The organism is Nostoc cf. commune SO-36 (genome assembly GCF_023734775.1).
Lineage (GTDB): Bacteria > Cyanobacteriota > Cyanobacteriia > Cyanobacteriales > Nostocaceae > Nostoc > Nostoc commune_A.
This window is the reverse complement of sequence record NZ_AP025733.1, coordinates 227,086-252,762: the sequence shown is the minus strand read 5'-3', so window position 1 is coordinate 252,762 and position 25,677 is coordinate 227,086. Positions and strand designations below refer to the sequence as shown.

Genomic DNA, 25,677 nt, shown 5'->3' with positions numbered 1-25,677 from the left:
TTTAACAAAATAGTTTAATTGGTAGCTGCGATATCTGCGGCGATGCTCCCCCTACGCACTCCCAATATTCCACCCCCTACTTCTTCCAAGGTAGCTTTGTCCCCATCTCGGTCAATGCTGAGAATACCAGATAAATAACAAGCAGACCAGCACTGATGATAAAAGTTACAACATCGTTATTCATTGATAAAGTGGTACAGATGTTGAGTAATCTTACTCACTCTACCAATTGTTGAGAGCAGCGATAAAAGTGGGCTGCTCCTACCCAGATTTACTATATGTTTTCTAGTACATTACTAGCCAGCTGTATGTAGCGAAGCGATGACCGAGGCTGTAAGTTGCTTGCTGAGGATTCTACAGCGTTGGGTCAACAACTGGCGATTTGTGGCTGTTCTGTTCTGTTGATATCTCATTTAAACGGCAATTTAGAGAGTTGTGATGCCAAATTGCCAGAACCTTTGAAGATGGCATCGTAACTTCAACTTTTACAAGCGAGGAAAGCCCAAAGAGCGTAGGCGCACCCCAAAAAGTAGACATCGCCACCTCACAACCCCAAATCCTGCTAAAATTCTTGTATTCAATACATCAACTACCATGTCTGGCAAAGGATTTGGGCAACGCCAACCTACAAAAACTGATAAGATTGTTGAATCTGTGGTGCGTTATTGCCAACAGCGACAGCCAGAAGCATTAGACCAAATTTTTGACAATCTGCCTGTTAAGCTCAACCAGCAAGTGTTAAATGGTACGGTTGCAGCTTTAAAAAAAGACATTGATAGCCTCAGTTGGCTGTGTGGTTATTTTGCATCCGAAATTAACAGCACTGAGGACAACCAGAAGCCTCGCCATTCTATTTCAGAACTTAGCAAATTGCTCATGACATCAGGGATGGAACCTTTCGGTGATTTTGCCCCTTACCCCGGTTGTCGCATTGTTATACTCAACAACGAGAAATTTGAAGCACTGCCGCCTAGAGTGCAAGCAGCTGTCAAAGAAGCTTTTGATGTGGTAGAAACTAGTGGGGAAGAGGCACAAAGGATAAATGAGGCACTGCTACGAGAGTTGGAAGTGTAATAGAACTGCCAGATAAGCCAATACAGTTCAGTTAAGCATATCTCTCTTCTCTCTGCGTTCTCTGCGCCTTCTCTGCGAGACGCTGCGCGATGGCGGTTCGTTAAAAAGTTGACTTTGGTAACAGAGTTTTAACCTTAACCCAAGCGTATTGCCTTATATCCCCACTCTGTAGAGGGATGGGGAATTATGGGGATTAGTTAAAAATCGTTTGATAAGCGACAAATAATCAGACACCCAATATCTGAAACTGCTTATCTAGAATCGATTTTGACGAACTAATAAAGAACACGGGTTTTAAGTCCACAAAGCACGGAAAAATAACAGCATGACTACAGAAAACCTAACTACCTCACTATCATCCCCAGCCCAGACTGAATTAGAATTTATAGATTCCCCCGGTTGTCAATCAACGGCTCTGCACGATTCTGATGTACCGGAAGTGGACTTGTTTAGTCCACTGAAAATTCGAGATATCACTCTGCCCGATCGCATAGCGATGTCACCAATGTGTCAATACTCGGCAGAGGATGGATTCGCCAATGATTGGCACTTCGTCCATTTGGGGAGTCGGGCTACTGGAGGTACTGGGCTGATTGTAGTAGAAGCTACAGCCGTGACAGCCCAAGGACGAATCACCCCTGGCGATCTTGGTCTTTGGGACGATATGCACATTGAGTCACTAGCTCGGATTGTACGCTTCCTTCGCCAACAAGGAGCGATCGCAGGGATTCAATTAGCCCATGCTGGCCGGAAAGCGAGTTGTGATGTTCCCTGGCAGGGTGGCGCACCGCTAACATCTGAACAAGGAGGTTGGCCGGTAGTGGGAGCAAGCCCAATTTCGTTTCAAGAGGGTGGCCCCGTTCCCATAGCCCTCGATGAGGAGGGGATTGAGGAGGTGATTGAAGCCTTTGTTGCCACAACCCAGCGTGCGCTGCAAGCGGGCTTTGAAATTATCGAAATCCACGCGGCTCATGGATATTTACTGCATTCTTTTCTTTCGCCGCTAAGTAATCAACGAACAGATCGTTATGGAGGTTCGTTGGAGAACCGAATGCGTTTGTTACTGGAGGTGACAAGACGAATACGTGAAGTTCTGCCAAGCGGGATGCCGCTTTTTGTGCGCCTCTCTGCTACCGACTGGGTAGAGGGAGGTTGGGATATCAAGCAGTCAGTTATATTATCCCGTGAACTAAAGGAATTAGGCGTTGATTTAATCGATGTTTCCACAGGAGGCTTAGTCCCTCATGCCAGGATTCCCGTACAGACAGGTTATCAAGTGCCTTTTGCTGCCAAAATCCGAGAAGAGGCTGGGATTAGGACAGGGGCTGTGGGGTTGATTAGGGAGGCTGAGTATGCTAACCAATTAATTACTCGTGGATGTGCAGATTTGGTTCTCGTCGGTCGAGAAATGCTCCGCGATCCATATTGGTCGATTCGGGCGCGTTACAGCTTGGATGAGGAACCGAACTGGCCTTTACCCTACGGCTATGCAGTTAAACAAAAGAGACGGGGGAAATAAATCTTAACGAGTTTGCCACGGTGCGATCGCAATTAATTTGTGTTTAACCGCAGATGAGATGATTGTGATCGCTTTTACGGGCGTTGCATAAATGCAGGATGATTCATTTTAATTAAGTCTCGGTAACTGCTGATGTAATCTTTACGGCCATGAGTCCCACGGAGAGCGTTTGTTACTACGACAGGTTTCGCCAACATAAAGTAGCAACTCAGCAGCAGAATCAATCACAAAATACAAAGCTGCTTGCCCAAAATCATCTGGCATCCGGTAAAAAGCCATTGGTTGTAAATGCAGCGTAAACGGTTCTATAGACCGGACTTTCCTAAAAATCGCGTTTCTATCGCTGTTACTCCTTGAAGCCGTGCCTATTTGAAGTCAAGTGAACATTTATTTTCTCACAATGGATAGTTTCTGTGGAACAGCTTATGATATCTTCTCAAGAATCTGATTACTCATCTGAATTTGGTTTTTTCCGATATTACGTTTGAGTAAGAAAATACCTGCATCATGCGCTTGCTGACCACCAGCACTAAAGCAAGCATCCTCGATAATTACTGGTTCAATACCGCGCTCAAAAGAGTCAATTGCTGTCTTGAAAATACAGCTATCAGTTTCAACTCCACAAAGATATATTTTGCTGATTTGATTAATTAAAATAAAACTCGAAAAACTTTCCGTAAATGCAGAGTAATAAGGTTTATCAAAAATGTTATATATATATGGCTGAAGTTCACCAATAATACTCGTTTCTGGTTCGTGTATCAAGCTTGATCAATGAATTAGCTTCACATAATTACTGTCAGCAGTATTGATAAATTTTGTAAATCCAACAAGTTTACCAGCCTCTAAAAAACGCTCAATTAGATTAATGACAGTAGGAATAATATGTCTGCATTTTTCAGGCATAAAACCATTTTGCATATCTACTACAAGAAGGATTTCGCTCATTTGTGACCCTACGGATTACAGTACATACATTGGGCTTGATTCGCAAATTCTATACCATTAGGAAATAGTTTTTCTTGATTAAACCCACATTTTTTACATTGATAAATTGCGGTTAGTGGCAAGGTGGTTGGAAACTGACAAAATTCACAGTTGCGATGATTCTCTTGGAAAGTGAGCGATGCCTGCGGCGGGCTACTCGGCGTCGCAATGATTACGTTAAGGGTTTCCTAGGCGTGCGATACACGACTCGCGATCGCTTGAAACTGAAGGGGGCGATGGCGTTTTGCCCAGCATAGGCGATGCCTGCGGCGGGCTACTCGGTGTCGCATTTTCACCCTAGCCAACAAATAATAACCAAAATCTGTATATGTACTAAGATGCTAAGAGAGCTATTTCTCCTTTCTTAAGCAGAATTATTGCCAACTTTCACTATGATAAATAATTGGTTTAATACAGCTCGATTAGGGATGTTTATTCATTGGGGACATAGTTCTCAGCAAGGATGTGAGTTATCTTGGCCGTTAGCTGGGGGTGTATTCAGCCTGCCTTTTTGCAAAGATATCCCAGTTGAGAAATATCACTCCACAGCTAATACTTTCAATCCACAGGAATACAATCCTCAAGAATGGGCATATTTAGCAAAAAGTCTAGGAATGAAATATGCCATATTAACAGCCAAGCATCATAATGGTTTTGCCCTATTCCATACCCAAGAATCAGACTTTTCAATTGCATCTGCACCTTACAAAAAAGATATAGTACGTGAATTTACTGAAGCGATGCGCTCTGTAGGATTGCGTATTGGTCTTTATTTTTCGCTTAGTGACTGGCATCATCCTGACTATCCTGCTTTTACAGAGGCAGATAAACCTTATCGCTTTGACCAGCTACCTCAACCTACAGCGCAACAGTGGGAGCGGTATATCCAATTTATGTTCAATCAGATACGAGAATTATTGACCAACTATGGTCAAATTGACATCATTTGGTTTGACGGAAGTTGGGAACGCACTCCAGAGCAATGGCAGGCTCAAAAATTAGCAAAAATGATTCGTGATTTACAACCTAATATTCTCATTAATGATCGTCTGCCAAATTGTGGAGACTTTGAAACTCCTGAGCAGTTTATTCCTCCTCACCCACCTGCTCATCCTTGGGAAACCTGTCTGACTATTAACGAGAGTTGGGGATACAATTCAGATGATTGCAACTTCAAATCGTCTCGTCAATTGATTCATACAATGTGCGAAGTAGCAGGCATTGGAGGCAACCTCTTGCTTAATGTTAGTCCAATGGGTAATGGACAAATCCCTCCTGAGCAGTTAGAACGGCTTCAAGATATAGCAGATTGGATGTCTCAGCACTCTGAAAGTATACTTGATACAACACCAGGGTTAGAACCTTGGCAATTTTATGGCCCCTCAACTCGTAAGGGCAATCGCATTTATCTACACCTATTAATGAAACCTTACGAAACAATATCAGTTAGGGGTATACCAATAAAACAAGTAAAATCAGTGTTTCTTCTGGCTGATGGTACAGCACTAACCTACATAAGTCGCTGTGCAATTATGGATTCTATCTTCAATCCTAATCCGTTAGGAGAATTAACAATTGATGTACCTGAATCAGTAATTAATCTATACGTTACAGTAATTTGTATTGAGATTGATTCTTGAGTATTTAATGTAAATTAAGTAACTCTATAAAATTGTGTATTTAATTCAATAAGTGCGCTGTTTATCATTCCTAAGCTTTTGTTATACATAGATTTTAGGTTTGACAGTAAAGTTTTTTATACCGCATTTAACAGTAATTTTTATGCATTAATACAGTGAAAAATCTTATTAGCACATTGTTTTTGCAGGGAGAAGGCAGTACTCTTTATGTGCTAATAATGTGTTTTAATCTGAACTAAGGTTATGTTAAGCCTCCCCCATGACGAGTCCTTCGATCGTATGCGCTTGTACGATAGGTTCTAGTGCGTCAACGATCCGGCAGGCGAAGTGCTTTCGGTGTTCTACAGGGATAGTCTCGTAGTAAGACTGAGTAAACTGGAGATCGTGCCGCTCTGCGTTTTGGGCATCTGGAGCATCCACACCAAGCACTAGCGCTGGCCGCGATTTTTGGGATTGGTTAGCTGTACCCCGATGAATGGTCAGCGCTGACCGGACAGATATATCTCCACGCTTTGGGAGCTTCCTCACGGTGCGCTCCTGGTATCGGCTATAAAGAGATTTAGGCGGAAACATTTCGTGTTTGAAGCCAATTGGCCGATCCCACTGAGTACCGAGCGCTATCTCGAACGGACCCATGTCCTCTTCGACATCCACCGTGGTCAAGTTGAAGGCAAGCGAGTTGAGCCTGCGTCCTGTCAGAGTGGCTTCCGGCGCGGGAAAGTCGCGGTGCCAGGGCTGATTCATGGAGCCAGTCAGAGGCACGTCGAACCCAATCTCCACGATTTTGTAGTCCTCTCCAAGCACTCCGGTTGACACTGCCACTACCCAAGGATGTGTAACGAGATCGAGAAATCCCCCGATCCTCTCCGGGTGAATCTCTACGTAGTATCGGTTGGGCCCGCGCCCCACTGCTCCTCCCGGACGCGCAAGCGCTTCACAGAAAAGAGCCTCAATATCCTTACCAAGGCGATCTGCCCACGTCGGCTCGAATGCGCCTTTTAATCCAATGATCCCATCGCCGTAGAGTCCGCCCATTATGGTGGCAGTATCGTACTGCTCATCGAGCGCGGTTGGGGAGATGTCTTCTGTTTCCTCGGCTTGGACGGTGTTCGTGTAGTCAAGGGTAACTTCGTGTGCAGCTGTATTCATCCTAATCTCCTTCTAAGAGCGTTTTAAAACAAGGTTATAACAGGGTCATCGTGGGCGGGATTATAGGCATATAGTTCTGCTACCCGGCCACAATGGCCACAAGAACTAATAATAATTTGGGGTAGAGGGCGCGTAATTGGGCTATAAATTTCTAAATAAAAGGGTTATGGTTAAAACTTATGTAAATTCGGTTCTTATCACCTAATAAAATGATGATTACCGCACTTAAGGAAAACTAAAAAAAAATTACGGTTTCCTCGAATATTCCGGTTCGGGAAACCCGAATAAAAACTATTAATACCGATAAGAATCAACTAATTATTCTGCTGTTAAAGGGGATAGTGCAGTCAGGTCTTGCTTATATTCCCAAAACAACAACACCCAAGCTCTAGTCACTTAGTTATTTCCCCACATCCATCATTCGTTCAGGGGTGTACTGATTAAAATTCACTGAGCAATCAGTTACAGCGCCCTCTGTTTACCACTAGGAGGAAATATCAGCGTTCGAGTTGGGTGTTGTTGTTACTTGACGAGACAGATTGCAATACAACAGCGTTTTTACCTCTTATTAAATTGAACAAACAGGCTGTTAAATCTGCCTATGAAGCTATAGGGCTTCAATTAATAAGTTATCACTCTATTAAAAGAGCAGGTTTACTTTGATACTAAACTTTACTTTTTCTAACTAAACGGTTGCCCCCAGCGCTTCCAGTTCTCCTTATTAAATGGACTGCGCCACTTCAAAATTAAACTCAACTCCAACTCCTGCCGTGCGCGTCGGTCTATGGGTGCATCCCACCAAAAAGCGATGTTGACTGCTGTTTGCAACCCATAGCGATAATGCAAATCCTGGTAGCTGGCGATGTAATCCTTGCAGGCGTGAATCCCTTTCCAGCGCTTGTTACTTCTGCAAGTTTCCCCCACATATAAAATCAGGTCAGCCGCAGAGTCAACGATGAAGTACAGACACGCATCGCCGGGGCTATCTGCTGGCATTCTCCAAAAAGAGAGCGATGCCTACGGCGGGCTACGCCTACGCACCTGTAACTGCAACGGATCAATCCGGTCTAGGTCGTAATGCTTTGGTGCAAGGTCAAATAACGCAGTCTGCTCAGGTGGTTTATTCTCTCTCACCTTCTGCTGATAATCCAAAATTTGCGCTTTCCACTTCAGCAGGGCATCAGCACTCATTACCAGTGTCTCTGCTCTACGTGCTGACGTGGGTTTCACTTCTGGAAATAGGTTTAACTGGTTGGGTTCCAAGGGTATTGCGGGGAGCGTACCGACTAGCTGATTATCCGCCAGAACTGACAATTAAGAGCATTTGCTTTTGGTGTTGTCAGAATAACGAAAGTGGTAGAGTGTATAGCAATCGCTACGCTAAAAATGTTTTTAAAATATGGCTGACCAAAAAGATAAAGCTCAAGAAAAAAACCGCCTTGAACAGCTTCAAGATGAACAAGGCAACACTGATTCTAAACACTCAGGCGGTGCTGGCGCTTCTGGCGGCAATTCAGGTGCAGGTAAATCTGGTACATCAAAAATTTCTGCCACCGGTACACCTGATGATATCGAAAAAATTGATCAGGATCAGGAGTAAAGCTGACTCCGACGAGTCAAGGTTTAACTGGATCATCTCTGATTAGTAACTCAACTCAACAATGGTGGATTGAATACCTTAATACCTTATTATTCAGTCCACCATTACGATCGCAACGCGATCGTCAGAAGGCGCACTTTAAAGTTAAGTAATGTTTGTAGTTTGCGTTGATTAGTTTTCTGATAAACTGAAACAGTTCCGGCTTAAATTATTGTACTAACTGCCCCAATAGAAATTATTTTGAGAAAGTTCTCTAATAAGATAAATGCTGCTAGAGCCATTACTGTAAAATGAAAGAAGGGTTCTATGAAAGAAACAATAAAACCTTTTAAAAAAATCGCCATATTTGATATTTTCTCAAGAGAGAATTCCGAAAAAATTGGTTCTGATAAATCAAAAATTGCTGCTCAAGTTAATAAGTGGGTAAACAGAGCTATCAGCAACAGTGCAGATTCGTGTTATATCAGATTATATGAGGCAAATAGAGAAAATATAGATATAATTATTGAGAATCTATCCTACAAGAAATTGCAAATTATTTTACCATTTTCTCTAAATTATAAATCTTCTTTAGTTAGTGCTTTTCATTTTAGAGAAAAAGACCAAATTAAAATGCCAGAGGCAAAAAGCAATAATATACTGTTTGGAAAATCATGTCATTCATTAAAATCTATAAAAGAGGCAGAGTATGAGGGATTAGACTATGTATTTTTTTCGCCGATTTTTGCAACCCCAACTCATCCAGAAGCGAAAGGTATTGGTCTAGATATGCTCACTCAAGCTTGCAAATCAACACAAATGAAAGTCTTTGCTCTTGGGGGAATTAACGAAAACAATTATCAAAAATGTCTTGATGCTGGTGCGTCTGGTATTGCAGCAATTAGTATGTTTAAAAAATAAAATATTTTCCCATCTAAATTTTATTAAACATCCTAATTGCTGATATTTTGGTAATAAATCTGTTGTGTTCAGCTTGCCAAGGACACTAACGACAGACTCGACAATATTTTAGCTGAGTTAGATGATGAAACTTAAATAAAACTTAATTGCGTAGTTTATATACGTTGGCATCGCCCTTCATTTACAGGCGATCGCACCCACCCGCTATTTATCATTATTAACCCAACTGATACCTGCAACTCTAGCAGGTTCAGGACTATAAAAAATCTGCTGGGAGCCATACACAGAACCATCAAAATTAATCAAGCGAAACTGCCAGCATTTACCACTGGTATAAAACACCAACAGAATGTAGCCGTTAATTGCAGAAAGTGATTGGATCTGTAATCGGTTCATTGCAAAAACAAGGGCATCTCATTATATTTCGCTCAAAAAGTACGAGTCAGAATAGCTTTTCTAAAATCCGTACTTTTAAGTATAACTCCCGTAAAATTAGCATCAGTTAAATCAGCGTTGCGAAAACTTGTACCACTAAAGGTTGCAAAAGCAAGAGTAATGTTGCGAATAATGGCGTATTTTTCATCTCCTTTCATTGCACTCTTAGCAATGTAAGTACTAAATATAACTACGGTAAAAGCGATGACGAAGGTGACGGCGAAGGACAAACCTCCGGCTCCGAGGAAGACGATGGATGCGGCTCCACTTCTGACTAAGATGAAAACCAACGCAATGGCGAAAACTAAGGCTCCAGCGACGGCTCCAGCGACGGCGAAGACCAAGGCAATGGCGAAGATTAAGGCTTCAGCTAAGTCCAATCCTAATGCGACAGTAACAACGAGTCCAACAGCAACGGTAATGGCAAAGGGCAAGGCGAGGGCGAAGGAAAAGGCAAAAACTAAGGCGATGGCGAGAGCGACGGCAACCACTAAGATAACGGCTAAGGCGACGGAGACACCGAAGGAAAAGGCCCCGGCTAAATCCAAGGCTGAGGCAAAGGCAACAACGAGGGCGACGGTGAAAGCGAAAGCTAAGGCAAGGGCGACGGCTCCGATGAGGGCAACGACTAAGGCAGTCCAGCCTGAAACATTAGTTTCTAAAGTTGAGCTATTAAATACAGAAACTATCAAGCCTCCAGTAATGGCTAAGAAAAATCCTGAAATTCCAGAGAGCAACCACGAAACACAAATTAGAAAACTAGCCCAACTCTTTTGCAGTCCAGCTTTTGCATTGCTAAAGTTAGTCCCTCTTAGAATAGCACCCGTAAAATCTGCTCCTCGAATATCCGCACCACTAAAGTTTGCCCCAACTAAGTTTTGACCTTTAAAAGAACGACCTCTAAGATTTTGACCGGAAAAGTCTTGGGGCATGGCTGGGCTGCTAAAAGTAAGGATTTATACAAAATACATTTAGGATATGCGCTGTTCCGGGATTTAGGGCAATATTTCTCCAGAAGCGATTAAATAATGGGCTGTACCAGAATTTCGATTGCTGCCAGCTACTGTTATATGATTCACCATTGGGTGCAGTTGTGAATCGGCGATCGCAGAGATTATCGAAGCACCCAAGATTATCGCTAGTCCACCTGACATTGGCTATTAGATTAATACCAGTCGCGTTGGTGTAAAACCTTGTGCCAATGAGTTAAAAGGATGGCGAGTGCCTACAGCAGGCAGTTAAGTGATGGCGCTTGGCTTAACCAAAGTATTATTCTCCCGAACTTAACTCAGGTTGGTTCAAAATTGCCTCTACTAGCAATGCAGTGGGTAAGCTGCTATTTACCATGTATTTCCACTGAATGCTTAATTACAGAAAAACTTTTAGCTTATGTTCTATTCACAATTGTTGCCTTGAAATTACTTAAGCTTCATAACTTAAACTGAATTTAAATTCTTCACTACGGCTTTACACTTATTAGTGTTTACTTTACAGCTTCTTGAGGCTAATATCATTACTTTTATCATTGTGATAACAGTTTGAATGATTGATATTAGAGAAGTAGTTTTAATTTGAGTTGATTAAATCAGTGAATAAGAAATGGGCGACTAAACGACTTACAATTAATCTGGCATCAGGGGAAGCAGAAAGATTAGAAAAATACTGTTCAATGACTGGTAGACCCGCAACCGATGTTATTCGAGAGTTGATTCGCTCTTTGCCAGCCGAAGAAACACCAAATGCAAATTGAACTGCTTGATGAGTAACACTCCCTTTCTTTGTTCAATTTAAGCACAGAATACCAAAGCTAAAAACTGGCTCATATAATGCTGATTGCTGTATTAATAAAAATTTTATCAAAACAGTTAATAAAGCAGCTAAACTAACTCCATAGTTTAATTTAAAGTGAGTATTGTACTTCGATTTGGGCAATACAGGTTTAGAACATTCTTTCTATCTAAATAAAAAATGAGATTTTTCTTCAAGTTACTCGGTTTAACATTACTGCTAGCCGGAGTTTACTTTCTTGGTCAAAATATCTACTTCACCACCAATGTATATCCCTATTGGTGGCGTGGTATAGCTGCTGATGGTTCTATATTATTTCTAACTTCTGGGATTTTGATGTTATTTGTCCTGCCTCGTCAAGAGAAGGGGTTAGGTTGGGTAGCCCTGGGTATAGGAATAGTTCTCATCTTTTTTAGTAGTCGTGCTGTTCTCAACCCCACAAGTTTATGGCAGTTTTGCCTTTCAATGGCTTGTTTTGTCGGGGGATATCAGTTGTTTACTACAGGCCGCTTGAATATTTAGACTTAACCATGATTCCTGGTGACGGGATGCTAATGAAAGGAAGCCTGGGGGATAAAGCAAGGGCGTAGTAGTACGTGCATTGTTAATTTTCGTGTCTTGCTTGATTTTTCCCGCTTTTCCCTCTTCCCTGACAAGAGTAAGTAATGCTACATTTCCTGTACTTGCGATGTTTCAGGGCGATTTATTTATGAATAAAGGCGAATTAGTGGATGCTGTAGCAGCAAAGACCAACGTCACAAAAAAGCAAGCTGATGAAGTCATTAGTGCTTTTTTGTCAGTTGTTACTGAGGCTGTAGCGAGTGGGGATAAGGTAACGCTCATTGGTTTTGGGTCATTCGAGCGACGCGTAGCTTGCCGCCGTAGGCATCGCTCAGAGCGTGAAGGGCGTAATCCGAAAACCAATGAGCCAATGACAATTCCAGCGACCAAAGTACCTGCGTTTTCTGCTGGTAAGCTGTTTAAAGAAAAAGTAGCGCCATAGATCAATTGCTTGACCATTAGCAATCCAATTACTGCAAAGCTGTAGCGTTCGCTGTTCTCAAGGCAGCGTGGGGCAATGTTAGAGGGAATGTGAGTGTTGAATTGCAGATGTAAAAAAAGCGCGATTGCTGCATTTATTTTGGGCATTCTGAAAAGATAGCGTTTACTGAAGAAAGTCATGTTTAAAGGATTTGGTGGCCCAAAGAAAAAATCAGTGCTTGAAGAGAATGAACTGACTACAGGTATTGTGCAGCATCCGGTTACGAAACGCTGGCAGACTTGGATATCATTTACTGGCCACGATATTGCGTGCATTACTGCCCATAATCAGCGAGATGATGCTGATCAGGTAGCGAAACAGATTGCTGATGCTTGGAGTGAGGGGAAATACAAAACCCCGGAAGAGGTAACAGCTTTTATCCAATCACTGCCTACTGATGCAGTCATAGACCCATTACCCCAAAATATTGTGATGCAATTAAGTCAGCAGGCATTAGGCGCAAAAAAGTAAGAAAGAGCGATTACTCTAATACTATTTATTTTCTAGTGGATTTCTAGCCAGTTGTGGTGAAGCGATGACCGAGCGCTGTGGGTTGGCTGCTGAGTTATTCTACAGCGTTGGGTCAACAACTGGCGATTTGTGACTGTTCTGTTGATATCATTTAAACGGCAATTCAGAGAGTTGTTATGCCAAATTGCCAGAACCTTGGAACATGGCACCGTAACTTCAACTTTTTCTTAGAGGAAAGCTCAAAGAGCGTAGGCGCAGCCCCAAAAAGTACACATCGCATACAAAAAAGCCCAGTCATCTCATAACTGGGCTTTTAGCTATCTCAATCAATCATTGGAGGTAGAGAAGTTTTAGACTATACAGCAGGAAGTTCAAGATTCACCTTGACAACTTTGTTCTTTTCTTGCTCAAACTTGGGCAGTGTCAAATTCAAAATGCCATCTTTATAATCTGCGGTGACATTAGTATTTTGAATCCGAACAGATAGAGGAATTACACGTTGGAACTTGCCGTAGTAGAATTCACTTCTTGTAGTACCATTGTTTTCGGCTTTACTTTGGGACTTGCGCTCACCACTAATGTGGACAGCATCTTGGGTAACTTGAATATCTAGGTCTTTAGCTTCCAGTCCTGGTAGTTCTAGTTTGAGATGAATAGCATCATCAGTTTCTTGCAACTCAGCAGCCGGAACTCTGACAAAGCCTTTTTCAAGCCGTCCAGATGGTACTCTGGTATCTCCAAATAAGCCGTTGATGTGACGTTCTAAAGCGTTCAATTCTTGCCAGGGGTTGTAACGAACTAGTACCATAACTCTTTCTCGCCTTAATTAGCTTCTGTTTAATCGTTTTTGCACTTGGGTTTGTGCTTATGTATTCATAATAAGTATGCTTAAAACTCCTGTAAATTCGGTTTTTATCACCAAATAATTGATGATTACCGCACAAAATTAAGCAGTAAAAAAGATTACGGTTTACTCTAATTGCTCAGTTCGGTAAACCAGAATAAAAACTATTAATACCGATAAGAATCAACTAATTATTCTGCTGTTGAAGGGGATAGTGCAGTCAGGTCTTGCTTATATTCCCAAAACAACAACACCCAAGCTCTAGTCACTTAATTATTTCCCCACATCCATCATTCGTTCAGGGGTGTACTGATTAAAATTCACTGAGCAATCAGTTACAGCGCCCTCTGTTTACCACTAGGAGGAAATATCAGCGTTCGAGTTGGGTGTTGTTGTTAGTTGACGAGACAGATTGCAATACAACAGCGTCTTTACCTCTTACTAAATTGAACATCGGCTGTCAAACCTGTTAGCAGCTTACTAGAGCGATCGCTGTAAGAAACTAATCCAGCCGGGCCGACACCTGCTTGGAAAGCCAAAGCAGTTGCTGATCTTTAATTCCAACTTTCATTAATCCGTTAACAGTTTGCATCAGGTAATCAGCGCAAGAACCAAGCTCACCAGATGCTGTGGCAATACTGTTAATTATTGTTTCTTTTGAAATCTTGCCAGTATAAGCACGATGCTGGCGGTTGATGACAAAGGTAATCGCTGGTAATTGTTGAACACCATCAAAAACTTTCACCCAATGAGGGATATAACAACCGACTACCATTTCTCGTCGCCAAAGCAGTGGTAGTTCTGATGATACATCCGCAGCAGCTATTCGGTAGGCAATACCTCGACAGCTACCACCATTATCTAAGCCTAATACTAATCCTCGATTGGATGGTGTTCCACGACCTTGAGGAACCCACAGGCAAAAACTACGATGCCAGCCGTAAATTTTACCAATACGTTGTTCTGCAAATTTAAAGATCGGGTTCCAAATGAGTGAGCCATACGCAAACAACCAAACATCAGAATTTGGCTTTTGTTGACCAAGTGTTTGGTTAAGCGATTCTTCTAACTGAGCTTCAGTTAAGATTACACCAGTGCCAGACTGTAGGATAGCCTGCTGCAAACGTCTAGATTCGAGATCAGAACGTGTTAGTGACAATATTATATAGTCCCTTTACCGTACTCAAACCTCAATCATCATACTGGAATTGGACTTGTAGTTGGCTTCTTATAGATAAAATGCCAATCAATCAGTTCCATCTGCTGTTCGTGTGTCCAGCGTTACTGGGGTTGCAGTATTAATTCGCCATTGTATTGACATCCACCCCGCCGTAAACGGTCGGGGATTCCAAAGATCACTCTTTGGGTTTCCTCTTTCCACGATAAAAACTTACTTGACCAGAATACCTATTTTGTCTGAAAGTATTTTATACTTTCTTGATAGTGTCTTAATAATTATTGTTCTTAATGGGCTGGAACTTCATACCCTAAAATAGACTTTACGTTTTCACTACTATTTAGAGAAACATGTTACTTTGCTTCATCATCTCTTAAATTAAAAATCATTATTGATACCCATGTAGTAACAGATTAAGTGATTGATATTAGAGAAGTAATTGCGAAATCTAACTTGTCTAATATTATGAATAAAAAATGGGCTGCTAAACGGCTTACAATCAATCTTACCTCCAGTGAAGCAGAGAAGCTGGAAAAATACTGTTCAAAGACTAGTAGACCAGCAACTGATGTGATCCGGGAATTAATTCGCTCTCTGACCACTAAAGATGAAGAATAAAAAACTAAAATCAAAGAAAAGTAGACTGGATAATATTTCCTACTTTAAAACATAAAACTAATTTGTGAGTTAACTAGCGATCGCTTGGCTGAAATTGGGAATCCTAAAAGAAGAAGTTTTGATTGATTTTTAGTACAAATGATTTTTAAATTTCGCTTGATTGGTGTTGCGGCTTTGCTTCTAGCTCAAATGTCGTTACCCGTATTTGCTAATAATCTTACTGCCACGGTTGTAAGCGTGGGTGACGGTGACACCATAAGGGTGAGAACTGGTAACAAAACTGTGACTGTCCGCCTCGTCTGCATTGATGCACCGGAGATGAAACAAAACCCTTGGGGACAGCAATCATCGGCAAGACTCAAACAGCTACTGCCTGTAGGACAAGCCATCACTCTGCGTCCTGTTGAAACTGATAAATACAAGCGTTTAGTTGCAGAGATTTATGTCGGAAATCGCAGCATCAATGTGAATATGGTGCAAGAGGGGCAAGCTGTAGTATATCGCCAGTATCTCAAAGGCTGTCCCCAGTCTAAAGATAGCCTCTTGCAAGCCGAAAACTACGCTAAACAACAGCGTCTAGCTTTTTGGAGTCAGGCTAATCCTGTGATGCCTTGGGACTTCCGCCACAGAACTGCTCAACGGGCAACTTCACAGGCGATTCAACCGCAGCAACAGAATAACTGTGATCCTGCTTACCCAGATTTTTGCATTCCAAAGAATTCACCAGATTTGAATTGCCGAGATGTAACCCAAAGAAGGTTTAGAGTGCTGCCACCTGACCCTCACGGTTTTGATAGAGATGGGGATGGTATCGGGTGTGAACGGTAAAAAGTTTTGGCTAGTGTAAGTACAAAAATTGATAACTAATTAGGATTCTGTATAAATGTCCGCTTTAGCTCAAGTTAATTTTGGGGTTAGACCAACTGGATTAATTGAAATTAAATTAATCGGAACTCTTTATCTAGTTTTAGCCGTTATTTACATAACTTTAATGTTGGGGTGGCTAAATCAAAGAAAAAATGCATTAACAATTCCTATTTTAACAATATACATTATTCAAGGGGTCTTAGCACCAATTTGTATGTTTTTCTGTGGAATAGTATTAATTACACAAGGTTGGCGTTTAGATCCGCTTATTCAATTTGAGCAATTCCTCTTGTTAGTATTGATTATTTATTTAAGCTTTAAAGATACGGTCGTTAATTTGATTGGGCGAAATTGGTAAAGTAAGAGTCCAACTGCACTTGTGCCTAGTGAATTATAATTAACCCTTATTACTTTTAGCCTATACCTTTTGAGGTATAAAACTGCAAGTGCAGCAGATGGAGAAAAAAATTCAAGAGCCAGAAGTTTAAATGGGGGTACAACCAGGGCAAACGCATCTAAATTACTCTTGATCACAACGAAGGTTAAAAACCAACGAAAAAATCTTTCCTTTCACGCTTGATTATTTTTTAAGCCCCAAAGCGATGCCTGCGGTTCTTGCTAGCCAACGCCTAAAATTTTCGTAATAAGCAAGAATTAATGACAATATTCCTCTACTACGTAGTGCTAAATTTACCACGTATGGAGAGTGAACGTTGTGCAGACAATAGATTACTGCTGGTGAGAGCCATTCTTAAACCTTGCCTAGATTTTCAAAGCTAGTTAAGTAGTTTCAGATTTCGGTTTCTTATTTCTACGGCAATGAATTCTTTGTGAGTTTCACTTGGTCTTGAGAAAATTAACCGTAAGAGTCTTTGAACAGGTGTTGTGTTTCTCCAGTTGACGCAGGCTGAAATAATCGCATTGCTAATGGGCAAGCGATCGCTTTCACCTTTGCTTGGTGTAGCCTTATGGTTGACACCAGTATATTAATAGTATTATCATGTCAACTGGCGAGCGCAGTGAAAATAAAATTAAAGTAAAAATGAATATCACAGTAGATGTAACACCCATCGCTGCGTTTAGGTGGAATGAAGAAAATGCCCAAAAACTCAGGGAGCTAAGAGACAAAGCTGGATATAGTAGACAAAAGCTATCTGATGCTGTGGGAGTTTCTGTGGCTTATATTCAGCAGCTAGAGACTCCTCACGTCTTTATTAACAAACCAAAAAAACCAACTCAGATGACTGTTAGTACAGAAATTCTAGAGAAACTTTGTGCTGCTTTAGATGGGGATATCACTTCACTTATTTGGAACATAGATTACAACAGCTAAGAAAATTAGCTACTACGCCCACCAGTGAAAACCGCTTGACAATCACTGGTGAGCGTAGTAATATAGTAATCATAAGAGAGGAGACGAGCGCGATGCCTCTTTTGAAAAACAAAGAAGCGCTCAAAATTCAACCCTTACAAATCGAGTTAACGATACGAAACCATAATAACCAGCCGCCGGGACAAGCAGCCGGAACCCTAAAACTTGTAATGGTCAAGCCGCCGGAGATGAGTCCGATGACCTACCAAGTCTGAAAACTGGTTAAAAAACTTCAATCTTTTCAGAATTAAGGCGATTATTACTCCTCAGTTAATCGCCTTTTCAATTGTTTCAACATGGCTGTGGCTGTACAGAGGGCACGATAAATCCGATATCTTCTCTACAGCTTTCTACTGTCTGGTGTTTTGACCATCAGTTAATACGCTTTACCCTTGAACACTTTTATGAGGCTTCGCCAATTCTAAAGTGAGAGTGTTGTGCTGAAGGCACAACAAACTGAGTAATAAAAATAGGACGATCGCCGTCCCTGGAAAGTCTGCGATCGCCCTTTTACCCATTTAGAGGTATTTCCTAATGATTACACAAACTTCAGCCCCTACGCCAACAAAAGATCCGTTGACCACACAGGATCGCCAAATCATTGCAACCATTGTCAATCAGTCGGACTACTCAAAAGAGTGCAAGCCCGAAGATGTAGTTACCATCTGGATTACTGAAGATGGCACTACAGTTTGGGTGAAAATGATCCACGGCTATGCTCGATACCACAAAGAGCAGTTCAAACGCGCAGTAGCAGAGATTAAAACAAGTCTTTCTGCTCCAGTAAAGCGCAATCAGCAACTAGATGAGGAATTAAAACAAGCTGCTGACAAAATTAGCTTGTTGGGTGATTGTGACTGGTTATCGTTGAGTATCCAACCCTATCCTGACAAGGTAATCGGTTATGCTGGCTGCTACACCTCACAAAAGCCTCGGATATTAACCTCACTGGCTCAATGGGACTTCACACCACTCAAATGGAATATGCCTGCTGCCATCTGCCCTGACTGTGATGGTCACGGCTGCGGCAACTGCTCGTATCGCGGGACTCGTGCAGAAGACTTGTGTACGCCAGTAGACGGCTACCGATTCACCTATGTAGGACGCACTCACACCCAGACGGCTCACAACGTCTATCTAGATGGTGAGTTTTTGGGAATCCTCTTCAAGGTCAGAAACGCTGATGAAGTCTGGGAAAATGACACCAAGACATACTATTGGCGCTGTGGCGATGGAGTGCAGTATTGGAGTGTGAAAGAGGCTGTAGAGGTGCTATCCAGGGCAACTGCTCCGATTGAAATGCCGCAAGTTTGTCGGGAGTTGATAGCGGCGTAAGAGGCGCAGTAGCGTGACTAAAATTACTTTTTGGTCACGCTGAATATTTTTAGCTACGCAATCACTTTTAATGAAAGCCAGATTGAAAAAATCATGACAGTAGAACAAATATTGAAGCAATGTACTGTTCAAGGTAACATCGTTAAGCTTCCGGGCATTCAGTTAGAGCGCAAGATTTATTTAGATGTGGCAAAACAAATAAATCAGATAGGTGGGAAGTGGAAAGGTGGGAAGGTTTCAGGCTTTGTTTTTGAGCAAGACCCAACAGAATTATTGAAGCAAATAGCAAGTAGCGAGAAGCGTAATTTGCAAAAGGAATATCAATTTTTTGAAACTCCCCAAGCCCTAGCAGATAAACTTGTTAGCCTTGCACACATCAATGAATGTCACAGTATCTTAGAGCCGAGTGCTGGTAGAGGAGCGCTCCTTACGGCAATTAACAAAGTTCTTCCGGGCAAGGTGATTGATTGTTATGAACTGATGGACTTAAATCAATCATTTCTGAAAAAAATACTGACAGCTAGTTTCAAAGGTGCGGACTTTATGGAGAATGATGGCACAAGCTACGACAGAATTATTGCGAATCCTCCATTTAGCAATAATCAAGATATTGTCCACATTCAAGAAATGTATACTTTGTTAAACCCTGGCGGATGTATTGTCACCATTTCATCAACACACTGGCAGCACTCAAATAATTCTACTGAAAAACGTTTTAGGAATTGGCTGAAGTTTGTTGATGCTCTGATTGTGCCGATTGAGGCAGGAAGTTTTAAAACTAGCGGCACTAATGTTGCTGCATCAATCATCACGATTGTTCGTCATAAGTAGGCAATCAGAAGTTATGGAAGCGATGGCGGTTTAGTATAGACGTAATGTACTGGAAATAATTTACAGGTGGCGTACCAGTGTAATGATACAGACAGAATTAACTTTATATGACCAGGAGTTGATCATAAATTAAATTAGTCAATCTTAGAAACGGAAGGTGAGGCTGTTGAATCAAAATCATGACCATACAAATAGAAACTCTCAAAATTTCCCTAATGGAACAGATAGCAAAGGACTTCGAGTTCCATCTGCCTTACGTAAGAGAACATCTTCCAGAACAGTATCCAAGTCGCTTGCTTAAGTCTGAGCGGACGATGCAAGCTTTGATAAAGTTGCAAAGCATCAGTCAATCTGAAATTGATGCTATTGGTTTTTTTGAAAATTTAAATGGTGTTACGGTTACAGAAGCGGTTGAGGAAATTTTAGAAGTTACAAACAAACGTCGGAATATGTGCGTACCCAGTTAGAAGCTTAATCCAATGCACTTAGATTTCATGAACTTAACTCAAGCTTACGAAAAAGCAAGAGCGCAAGCAGTACAAGAGGGAGTAGAGCAAGGACAACGCCAAGTTGTAGAAAACTTATTGAAATTTAAGTTTGGTACTGTGGATGAAGAGTTAGTGAGGGTAGTCGATAGTTTGTTGCAGTTAACGCCAGAAGAATTTACTCCGCTATGTCTTCAATTATCCCGTGAAGAGTTGTTGGTCAGGTTTAATTCACAAGGATAATCTTAATCCAATAACTGTTTTATAAAGCGCTTTTGTAGTAACAAGAGCGCTGTTTTATTGGCTCTGCACTTATACATCTGAAATCAACGGCTACGCCAAGACAAAAGTGAAAATGCTTTTGGTACAAACAAATGACCCCTCAAGAAAATGCTGAACTACTTGCTGCTTTAATGCGCCAAGAGGAACTACTCAAGCAATTAGTTGCAGCAATCAATAAGCCGAAATTAGGATTGCATTCGGAAGCTGGCAGTTGCAAAATCTACTGCAATCGTCAGCACGGAGGGCTGTGGTACAAGCTAAATGGTGAACCGAGTGACATCCCCCAAACTGCTTTAACTGGATATCTTAAAGAACTACGGTTTGAGAATACAGAACGCCGCAAAAAAGAATCCTGCAAGTTGCTGATAACTGTGCAAGCAGATCGGACATATATTTTAGAATCAGGCTACGATACGCATTTCTCAAAGTGCATACTTGCAGCGATCGCAACTCTCACTCCAGAACAATTGTATTCTCCCATCACACTACAGCCTACTCCGGGAACGACAGATGAGAACGTTCTGTTCTGTCGTGTGTGGGTAAATAGTGAGTTAATCATGGCATCCTACAACGAGCAAAGCGACTGGCGAGAAATTAGTAAACAGGCGATTGCTGTTATAAAAGCTGCGGCAGAAATGGTGTTCTAAGCTGTTGTAAACAGGGCTTGAGAGACTGTAGTTATAAGTTACTCAAGCTTTATCTACAGCTAATACGTGCTGTTCAACTATTCACAACTAATCACAGATGACTACTACAATCGTTCACCCCAATATCGAAAACTTACAACAGTTTTCCGACTCGTTCGACGTTGAAAAACTACTGCAATCTGACGGAATTCTGCCGTGGCTTTTAGCTAACGGTTGGGATTACAGCGACGAATCTTGTTTAATTGCAAATGTTATTGATGAGTCCAATAGTGTTGATGAAGTTTGGGACTCAGAGGAGTTTGATTTTAAGGCATTACCAGATGAATCAAAGTCAAAATTAAACCAGATTTTCGAGCATTTCTATCTTTGAAAGAATCGGAAAATTACATTATACGTGAAAAACTCTACAGTCAAACTGATTAAAGTTGACTGTAGAGAAAAATCGATTCCACAAAAGATTATCGCACACTCTACTTCAATGCTAATCAGATGGAAAAAAATTTGATCAAAGTGTATGACGCGACACTCTTAAGCTCATCAAAGGTCTACCAAATCAACGGTACGCTTTGTCGATATCTGGGTGATACAGGTAGTATACAACATCCACAATATCTGTTTTTACCTCTACCTAATCAAAGGAAAAAAGCCAGCTTTCCACTAAATCGAAACAAACTCATGACCCGTTGCTATGAAGTCGAAGGCATGGTTTATCAAAAGCCTGTGGTACAGAACAATTCGCAGCAACTTCAATTATTTTGAGCCATGTCAATACATAAACCACCAGTCATTAAAAGGCATATTCGGCTACAAGAAAGCTCTACAAAAGTAATCTATAGAGCTACTACAGGTATTCACAAATTGAGAAATACTCACAAAGAAAGCTTCGCTGAATTGAAAGTGAAAAATAATGATTGAGGTGAATAATAATGGTACAAGCAATTGATCGTGTCTCTACCGAAGTATTTCTCACTGATGCAGTGGTTGAACCCCATAATTTCTTACAGTTAAATAAAACCCGCATTAGGTTTAGGATTCAGTTAAAGAAAAGTACAAAGTCTGCTGCTCCAAAATGGTCAGATGTGCTAAAAGCTGAAGTGTCGGAAATTGAGTCAGACCTAGTAAAAGTGACTAATTCTGAAGTTGGTTTGCGGGGTATTAAGGTATTCAAAAAGCTGGATGAAGCTGCTGCCCAATTGAGGCAAGAGATTGCTTCAGTCCAAGAGTGGATGTCTGCTGATACTGGCGATTGGATTTGTCCGATTGATTTGGCTCCACTTGTTTGGAATCAGTTAATCAACATTAGAGACAACATTGCCCCTGGTTTACGCAATCAATTAAAAGCTGATTATGAAGCTGGGTTGCTTGATTATCAAGAGCGAATTGACCAGTTTCTCTCACTTAACACTTGGGAATTACCTCACGATAAGCAAGAATCAGTCAAAGCCAACTTAATAATGGCTTTTCCGACTCTGACTGACCTTGAAGATTATCTCCAAGTAATTATCGGTCGCCCAGTGATTATACCTGCCCTATCCGAACAACTCGACCATAAACAAGCCGAATGCTTGGAGCAAATCACGCGATTCATACAACAGTATGACCAAAATCTGGAGCAGCGACTAAGGGAATCGGCTTTGGCTGGTGGTGAACAACTCGCTGCCCAATTGCTTGAAGAGTTGGCTGACTGGGAGCCAGGGCGCAAGCCAGTCCAGTTTAAAAGAAAAATGGAACGCCATCTGATGAAGGTTCAAGTGCTACTAGCGAATGCTGACCAAGAAGCCGGTAGCACTCTGCAACAAATGATGGCGCACATTGACTCGATTGTTAATGATCCGGCGATTGAGTCGAAGAATCTTGGTAGTGAGGGGCGTACTCAATTGCAACAAAAGATGCAAGAGATTCGCACCAAGCTATTAGATGAACAACGCAATCTGCAACAGCTTGCAAGCTCTGATGTGGGCTTGTCGAAAGCTACGGTCATGTCGTTCAAGTTTAGGTAAAAAACAGTCTTGGGCGGAGTTACATCGCTCAAGACTAGCTAATGAATTGGAAATGTGGTGTTTACCTCTGGGGTGTTCACCTCCAAAAGAATATCGCACTTTTACTATTTCTCAAACCAATTTTTAAAGCTTGGAGATAACTTGTGTCACACTTCTCAACCGTTAAAACCAAACTTACTAACCGCGAATGTTTAGTACAAGCCCTCACGGATCTAAAGCTATCACCGCAAGTTCACTCCTCACCACAGCCACTAAAAGGATACTACGGTGGCTCTCAAGGGAAAAGTGCTGAAATCATCGTGTCTGGTCGCACTATAAAAGGCCGTGCAGATATCGGGTTCAAATGGAACGCCTCAAGCGGCGTGTACGAGATAATACACGACAGTTTTGAAACAGTTCCAAAGTTAGGCAAAGACTTTTTCAGCAATAAATTAATGCTGCCTTATGGACAACGGATGGTGAGAGCTAAAGCCGCCGAGTTACAAGAAAGGTTAGGTGAATGTGCGATCGCTGAAGAAACCAACGGGAGCGTGCAAACTCTACGGCTGACTTTTGCCGGACATCAAGAAGTTCAACAATATGTAAGGAGATAAATATGGAACGTTCAGTTTTGATTCATTTTGACTCGGCTACAGGTGAAGTTCGAGTGGAGGCGGAGGGATTTGAGGGCTTGAGTTGCTTGTCAGCGACACAGCCGTTTGAGGAGGCATTGGGAGTTGTGAGCGAGAGTGATCGCACGTTTAAAGATGAAGCCCAAACCCAACACAACAACTTCGGACTACGAACAGTAATCAAACACGTTTGCGTCAGTAATCAGTCATCAGTTACCAGTCTTAACTCGGCTGGTAACTGCTGATCATAAAGGCTTCGCCAAAATTAATTGAAGTTATCTGAAATCTGCCATGAAACTCTCAAATCTTCTCTCCACGCTCGATTCACAAATTCCTATCGCTGCTGTTGATGTGCTTTCGCCTGATGAAGCAACGATTATTCAGTGGTTGACTACAGAGGCATCTAGCAAGCTATCAAGTCCAGTGTTCTTCTGGAATCTGGGAGTATCAACCTTAGAGCAATGTTTAATCGCAGCAGATGGGGGATTGGTGTTTAAGCAAGTTGCAGAGTACAAAAGACCACCCCACGCTGATCCAATACTCTTCGTTTTCGACTACATTGCTAATTTTAGTGGGAATGGTGTATTTATCCTCGGAGACATTCATCCCTTCATTGCTAAGAACTCACCCCAATTGAGTTGGGAGATTTTAAGCAAGGTAAAAAACCTTTACCACAGGTTAAAACCCACAGATAAACGCATTGTTCTGTTAGGTCAAAACATACAATTACACGAATCCCTAGTCAGATTGATCCCTTATTGTGAAGTCCCTTTACCTAGTATTGACCAAATACTTGAACACATCAATTCTTATTTGCATGACTTACAACAGTCTGCTATTGAACAAGAATTGACTTTTACTATTTCCTTGGAACATGCTGAAAAAGAAACTCTTTCTCGTGCAGCACTGGGTTTAACCTTAGAAGAAATCAGTGATTTTCTGCGGTTAACAGTCAAAGAAAACTTAACTAATGATGGTGTCATCGTTGATGCTGATTTCATCCCCAAAGCCGTCGAGTACAAAACTCGGCTATTGTCTCAAATGGGTATTGAGTTGGGGAAACCAGCTACCATTCCCTTTGGGGGTTTGGATTTGCTACGCGAATGGTTGAATCGTCGCCGCCGTCTGTTTACGCAAGAGGCGCGTGAGCTACACCTGCCTCAACCAAAAGGTATCTTACTTGCAGGGCCGCCCGGAACAGGTAAGTCGATTTGCGCCAAAAACATCGCTAGTATACTCAATTTACCACTGCTCCAACTTGATATTGCATCCCTTCTAGGTTCACTAGTTGGCGAGTCCGAAGGTAATGTTAAACGTGCATTGAAAACAGCAGAGGCGATCGCACCTTGTGTTTTATCAATTGATGAAGTCGAAAAAGCACTTTCAGGTCAGGGCGATACAAGCGGTGTTTCCCAACGCATCCTCGGTATTTTCCTTACGTTTATGGCTGAATGCACTACTGGGGTATTTATAGTTGCAACCTGCAATGACCCATCAGCACTACCAAGTGAATTCAAGAGGAAGGGAAGATTTGACGAATCTTTCTTTGTTGATCTTCCCACAGAACCAGAACGGGTTCAAATTCTCCAAATCCACCTACAACGCTTTGGCATTCACCTGGAATCCGAGTATTTGGAAGCGATCGCTGCAAATACCGCAAAGTTTTCAGGAGCAGAACTGGAAACCCTTGCTTCGGAAGCTGCTCTGCTGGCATTTGATGAGGGTAGACCGCAACGGGTGACGCTTAATGATTTAGAGAATTGTCGTCAAACCATTACCCCGCTTGCCATTCAGGATGCGGCGGCAGTTGAGCGAATGCAGGTGTGGGCATCTACCGCACGACGGGCTAGTAGTCCTGTGGTTGCGGCGAAAACTCAGTCTTTACGTGCTGCCAAGTTTCCCAACATGAATTGATAAAGTCCGCGATTTCTCCTGTCGTGTTCAAGAGAAATCGCATTACTCAAAAGAGACAATTGCTACGCCAAAAAGAGAGTGAATTGGCT

Annotated in this window: 38 protein-coding genes and 1 pseudogene; 25 read left to right on the top strand and 14 right to left on the bottom strand. The window is 41.8% G+C overall.

What is annotated here, in order from left to right:
- Positions 1 to 594 precede the first annotated feature (594 nt).
- Together ANSO36C_RS31995 and ANSO36C_RS31990 are read left to right on the top strand one after the other, a co-directional pair.
- Positions 595 to 1,074, top strand: a complete 480-nt coding sequence (locus ANSO36C_RS31995; RefSeq protein ID WP_251960613.1) for a hypothetical protein — start codon at positions 595 to 597, stop codon at positions 1,072 to 1,074.
- A gap of 325 nt (positions 1,075 to 1,399) precedes the next feature.
- Positions 1,400 to 2,593 carry an NADH:flavin oxidoreductase/NADH oxidase gene (locus ANSO36C_RS31990; protein ID WP_251960612.1) on the top strand — a complete coding sequence of 398 codons (1,194 nt, stop codon included), beginning with the start codon at positions 1,400 to 1,402 and terminating at the stop codon, positions 2,591 to 2,593.
- Between the two features lie 141 nt (positions 2,594 to 2,734).
- Here the strand turns inward: ANSO36C_RS31990 and ANSO36C_RS31985 are convergent, their stop codons facing one another.
- The 4 genes from ANSO36C_RS31985 to ANSO36C_RS34625 form a co-directional block, all read right to left on the bottom strand.
- Positions 2,735 to 2,872: a hypothetical protein gene (locus ANSO36C_RS31985; protein ID WP_251960611.1), complete on the bottom strand. Its 138-nt coding sequence runs from the start codon at positions 2,870 to 2,872 to the stop codon at positions 2,735 to 2,737.
- Positions 2,873 to 3,016: 144 nt separating this feature from the next.
- Positions 3,017 to 3,358 (bottom strand): isochorismatase family protein, encoded by a 342-nt coding sequence (locus ANSO36C_RS31980; RefSeq protein ID WP_323374631.1) that lies wholly within the window; start codon positions 3,356 to 3,358, stop codon positions 3,017 to 3,019.
- 6 nt (positions 3,359 to 3,364) lie between these two features.
- Positions 3,365 to 3,541, bottom strand: a complete 177-nt coding sequence (locus ANSO36C_RS34630; protein ID WP_323374630.1) for a cysteine hydrolase family protein — start codon at positions 3,539 to 3,541, stop codon at positions 3,365 to 3,367.
- Between the two features lie 8 nt (positions 3,542 to 3,549).
- The gene (locus tag ANSO36C_RS34625) at positions 3,550 to 3,750 is read right to left on the bottom strand and encodes a DUF6671 family protein (protein ID WP_410174743.1); all 201 of its coding nucleotides are present in this window, start codon (positions 3,748 to 3,750) and stop codon (positions 3,550 to 3,552) included.
- 222 nt (positions 3,751 to 3,972) lie between these two features.
- On the opposite strand from ANSO36C_RS34625, the gene ANSO36C_RS31975 reads away from it, so the two are divergent.
- A complete protein-coding gene (locus tag ANSO36C_RS31975; protein ID WP_251960610.1) occupies positions 3,973 to 5,220 on the top strand; it encodes an alpha-L-fucosidase in 1,248 nt (415 codons plus the stop codon).
- A 246-nt stretch (positions 5,221 to 5,466) separates the two neighbouring features.
- On the opposite strand, the gene ANSO36C_RS31970 is transcribed toward ANSO36C_RS31975, so the two are convergent.
- From ANSO36C_RS31970 to ANSO36C_RS34615, 3 genes are all read right to left on the bottom strand, one after another.
- Positions 5,467 to 6,255 carry a phytanoyl-CoA dioxygenase family protein gene (locus tag ANSO36C_RS31970; protein WP_251960759.1) on the bottom strand — a complete coding sequence of 263 codons (789 nt, stop codon included), beginning with the start codon at positions 6,253 to 6,255 and terminating at the stop codon, positions 5,467 to 5,469.
- Between the two features lie 795 nt (positions 6,256 to 7,050).
- The gene (locus ANSO36C_RS34620; protein ID WP_323374629.1) at positions 7,051 to 7,365 is read right to left on the bottom strand and encodes a hypothetical protein; all 315 of its coding nucleotides are present in this window, start codon (positions 7,363 to 7,365) and stop codon (positions 7,051 to 7,053) included.
- A 21-nt stretch (positions 7,366 to 7,386) separates the two neighbouring features.
- Positions 7,387 to 7,683 (bottom strand): hypothetical protein, encoded by a 297-nt coding sequence (locus ANSO36C_RS34615; protein ID WP_323374628.1) that lies wholly within the window; start codon positions 7,681 to 7,683, stop codon positions 7,387 to 7,389.
- An 85-nt stretch (positions 7,684 to 7,768) separates the two neighbouring features.
- Here ANSO36C_RS34615 and ANSO36C_RS31960 point away from each other — a divergent pair, with 85 nt between their 5' ends.
- Positions 7,769 to 7,969: a hypothetical protein gene (locus ANSO36C_RS31960; RefSeq protein ID WP_094345289.1), complete on the top strand. Its 201-nt coding sequence runs from the start codon at positions 7,769 to 7,771 to the stop codon at positions 7,967 to 7,969.
- A gap of 306 nt (positions 7,970 to 8,275) precedes the next feature.
- Positions 8,276 to 8,869 (top strand): thiamine phosphate synthase, encoded by a 594-nt coding sequence (locus tag ANSO36C_RS31955; RefSeq protein ID WP_251960609.1) that lies wholly within the window; start codon positions 8,276 to 8,278, stop codon positions 8,867 to 8,869.
- Between the two features lie 204 nt (positions 8,870 to 9,073).
- Here ANSO36C_RS31955 and ANSO36C_RS31950 read toward each other — a convergent pair whose 3' ends face one another.
- The 3 genes from ANSO36C_RS31950 to ANSO36C_RS31940 all read right to left on the bottom strand — a co-directional run bounded on the left by ANSO36C_RS31950 (position 9,074) and on the right by ANSO36C_RS31940 (position 10,458).
- Positions 9,074 to 9,265: a hypothetical protein gene (locus ANSO36C_RS31950; protein WP_251960608.1), complete on the bottom strand. Its 192-nt coding sequence runs from the start codon at positions 9,263 to 9,265 to the stop codon at positions 9,074 to 9,076.
- Positions 9,266 to 9,297: 32 nt separating this feature from the next.
- Entirely contained in the window at positions 9,298 to 10,236 is a 939-nt protein-coding gene (locus tag ANSO36C_RS31945) for a pentapeptide repeat-containing protein (RefSeq protein ID WP_251960607.1), read from the bottom strand.
- 63 nt (positions 10,237 to 10,299) lie between these two features.
- The gene (locus tag ANSO36C_RS31940; RefSeq protein WP_251960606.1) at positions 10,300 to 10,458 is read right to left on the bottom strand and encodes a hypothetical protein; all 159 of its coding nucleotides are present in this window, start codon (positions 10,456 to 10,458) and stop codon (positions 10,300 to 10,302) included.
- 425 nt (positions 10,459 to 10,883) lie between these two features.
- Between ANSO36C_RS31940 and ANSO36C_RS31935 the strand changes: the two genes are divergently transcribed.
- The 4 genes from ANSO36C_RS31935 (at position 10,884) to ANSO36C_RS31920 (ending at position 12,605) form a co-directional block, all read left to right on the top strand.
- Positions 10,884 to 11,054 (top strand): ribbon-helix-helix domain-containing protein, encoded by a 171-nt coding sequence (locus tag ANSO36C_RS31935; protein WP_251960758.1) that lies wholly within the window; start codon positions 10,884 to 10,886, stop codon positions 11,052 to 11,054.
- A 218-nt stretch (positions 11,055 to 11,272) separates the two neighbouring features.
- Positions 11,273 to 11,614 carry a hypothetical protein gene (locus ANSO36C_RS31930; protein ID WP_251960605.1) on the top strand — a complete coding sequence of 114 codons (342 nt, stop codon included), beginning with the start codon at positions 11,273 to 11,275 and terminating at the stop codon, positions 11,612 to 11,614.
- 187 nt (positions 11,615 to 11,801) lie between these two features.
- On the top strand, positions 11,802 to 12,095 hold the full coding sequence (locus ANSO36C_RS31925) for an HU family DNA-binding protein (RefSeq protein ID WP_251960604.1): 294 nt from the start codon (positions 11,802 to 11,804) through the stop codon (positions 12,093 to 12,095).
- A gap of 177 nt (positions 12,096 to 12,272) precedes the next feature.
- Positions 12,273 to 12,605: a hypothetical protein gene (locus ANSO36C_RS31920; RefSeq protein ID WP_251960603.1), complete on the top strand. Its 333-nt coding sequence runs from the start codon at positions 12,273 to 12,275 to the stop codon at positions 12,603 to 12,605.
- Positions 12,606 to 12,960: 355 nt separating this feature from the next.
- Here the strand turns inward: ANSO36C_RS31920 and ANSO36C_RS31915 are convergent, their stop codons facing one another.
- Both ANSO36C_RS31915 and ANSO36C_RS31910 read right to left on the bottom strand, forming a co-directional pair.
- Entirely contained in the window at positions 12,961 to 13,413 is a 453-nt protein-coding gene (locus ANSO36C_RS31915; protein WP_251960602.1) for an Hsp20/alpha crystallin family protein, read from the bottom strand.
- 538 nt (positions 13,414 to 13,951) lie between these two features.
- On the bottom strand, positions 13,952 to 14,608 hold the full coding sequence (locus ANSO36C_RS31910; RefSeq protein WP_251960601.1) for a gamma-glutamylcyclotransferase: 657 nt from the start codon (positions 14,606 to 14,608) through the stop codon (positions 13,952 to 13,954).
- Between the two features lie 483 nt (positions 14,609 to 15,091).
- Here ANSO36C_RS31910 and ANSO36C_RS31905 point away from each other — a divergent pair, with 483 nt between their 5' ends.
- The 3 genes from ANSO36C_RS31905 (at position 15,092) to ANSO36C_RS31895 (ending at position 16,469) form a co-directional block, all read left to right on the top strand.
- Entirely contained in the window at positions 15,092 to 15,244 is a 153-nt protein-coding gene (locus ANSO36C_RS31905) for a ribbon-helix-helix domain-containing protein (protein ID WP_251960600.1), read from the top strand.
- A 138-nt stretch (positions 15,245 to 15,382) separates the two neighbouring features.
- Positions 15,383 to 16,072: a thermonuclease family protein gene (locus tag ANSO36C_RS31900; RefSeq protein ID WP_251960599.1), complete on the top strand. Its 690-nt coding sequence runs from the start codon at positions 15,383 to 15,385 to the stop codon at positions 16,070 to 16,072.
- 55 nt (positions 16,073 to 16,127) lie between these two features.
- Positions 16,128 to 16,469 (top strand): Ycf66 family protein, encoded by a 342-nt coding sequence (locus ANSO36C_RS31895; protein WP_251960598.1) that lies wholly within the window; start codon positions 16,128 to 16,130, stop codon positions 16,467 to 16,469.
- Between the two features lie 498 nt (positions 16,470 to 16,967).
- Here the strand turns inward: ANSO36C_RS31895 and ANSO36C_RS34060 are convergent, their stop codons facing one another.
- Entirely contained in the window at positions 16,968 to 17,090 is a 123-nt protein-coding gene (locus ANSO36C_RS34060) for a hypothetical protein (RefSeq protein WP_258169775.1), read from the bottom strand.
- 21 nt (positions 17,091 to 17,111) lie between these two features.
- Between ANSO36C_RS34060 and ANSO36C_RS31890 the strand changes: the two genes are divergently transcribed.
- Both ANSO36C_RS31890 and ANSO36C_RS31885 read left to right on the top strand, forming a co-directional pair.
- Positions 17,112 to 17,444: a helix-turn-helix domain-containing protein gene (locus ANSO36C_RS31890; RefSeq protein WP_163937968.1), complete on the top strand. Its 333-nt coding sequence runs from the start codon at positions 17,112 to 17,114 to the stop codon at positions 17,442 to 17,444.
- A gap of 92 nt (positions 17,445 to 17,536) precedes the next feature.
- The gene (locus tag ANSO36C_RS31885) at positions 17,537 to 17,698 is read left to right on the top strand and encodes a hypothetical protein (protein ID WP_251960597.1); all 162 of its coding nucleotides are present in this window, start codon (positions 17,537 to 17,539) and stop codon (positions 17,696 to 17,698) included.
- 171 nt (positions 17,699 to 17,869) lie between these two features.
- On the opposite strand, the gene ANSO36C_RS34055 is transcribed toward ANSO36C_RS31885, so the two are convergent.
- On the bottom strand, positions 17,870 to 18,001 hold the full coding sequence (locus ANSO36C_RS34055) for a hypothetical protein (RefSeq protein WP_267145378.1): 132 nt from the start codon (positions 17,999 to 18,001) through the stop codon (positions 17,870 to 17,872).
- Positions 18,002 to 18,017: 16 nt separating this feature from the next.
- Between ANSO36C_RS34055 and ANSO36C_RS31880 the strand changes: the two genes are divergently transcribed.
- The 11 genes and pseudogenes from ANSO36C_RS31880 (at position 18,018) to ANSO36C_RS31830 (ending at position 25,588) form a co-directional block, all read left to right on the top strand.
- Complete coding sequence (locus ANSO36C_RS31880) at positions 18,018 to 18,818, top strand: hypothetical protein (RefSeq protein WP_251960596.1); 801 nt, start codon at positions 18,018 to 18,020, stop codon at positions 18,816 to 18,818.
- 93 nt (positions 18,819 to 18,911) lie between these two features.
- Positions 18,912 to 19,649 carry a DNA methyltransferase family protein gene (locus ANSO36C_RS31875; RefSeq protein ID WP_251960595.1) on the top strand — a complete coding sequence of 246 codons (738 nt, stop codon included), beginning with the start codon at positions 18,912 to 18,914 and terminating at the stop codon, positions 19,647 to 19,649.
- Between the two features lie 179 nt (positions 19,650 to 19,828).
- A complete protein-coding gene (locus ANSO36C_RS31870) occupies positions 19,829 to 20,116 on the top strand; it encodes a hypothetical protein (protein ID WP_251960594.1) in 288 nt (95 codons plus the stop codon).
- A gap of 12 nt (positions 20,117 to 20,128) precedes the next feature.
- Positions 20,129 to 20,377, top strand: a complete 249-nt coding sequence (locus ANSO36C_RS31865) for a hypothetical protein (protein ID WP_323374627.1) — start codon at positions 20,129 to 20,131, stop codon at positions 20,375 to 20,377.
- 131 nt (positions 20,378 to 20,508) lie between these two features.
- Positions 20,509 to 21,063: a hypothetical protein gene (locus ANSO36C_RS31860; protein ID WP_251960593.1), complete on the top strand. Its 555-nt coding sequence runs from the start codon at positions 20,509 to 20,511 to the stop codon at positions 21,061 to 21,063.
- A 97-nt stretch (positions 21,064 to 21,160) separates the two neighbouring features.
- Positions 21,161 to 21,433, top strand: a complete 273-nt coding sequence (locus ANSO36C_RS31855) for a hypothetical protein (protein WP_251960592.1) — start codon at positions 21,161 to 21,163, stop codon at positions 21,431 to 21,433.
- 119 nt (positions 21,434 to 21,552) lie between these two features.
- Positions 21,553 to 21,822 carry a hypothetical protein gene (locus ANSO36C_RS31850; protein ID WP_251960591.1) on the top strand — a complete coding sequence of 90 codons (270 nt, stop codon included), beginning with the start codon at positions 21,553 to 21,555 and terminating at the stop codon, positions 21,820 to 21,822.
- 167 nt (positions 21,823 to 21,989) lie between these two features.
- Positions 21,990 to 23,063, top strand: a complete 1,074-nt coding sequence (locus tag ANSO36C_RS31845) for a hypothetical protein (RefSeq protein WP_251960590.1) — start codon at positions 21,990 to 21,992, stop codon at positions 23,061 to 23,063.
- Positions 23,064 to 23,206: 143 nt separating this feature from the next.
- On the top strand, positions 23,207 to 23,656 hold the full coding sequence (locus ANSO36C_RS31840; RefSeq protein WP_251960589.1) for a DUF1257 domain-containing protein: 450 nt from the start codon (positions 23,207 to 23,209) through the stop codon (positions 23,654 to 23,656).
- 2 nt (positions 23,657 to 23,658) lie between these two features.
- Positions 23,659 to 23,876: pseudogene (locus ANSO36C_RS31835) on the top strand (DUF2997 domain-containing protein).
- 89 nt (positions 23,877 to 23,965) lie between these two features.
- Positions 23,966 to 25,588 (top strand): AAA family ATPase, encoded by a 1,623-nt coding sequence (locus tag ANSO36C_RS31830; RefSeq protein ID WP_251960588.1) that lies wholly within the window; start codon positions 23,966 to 23,968, stop codon positions 25,586 to 25,588.
- Positions 25,589 to 25,677: the final 89 nt, after the last annotated feature.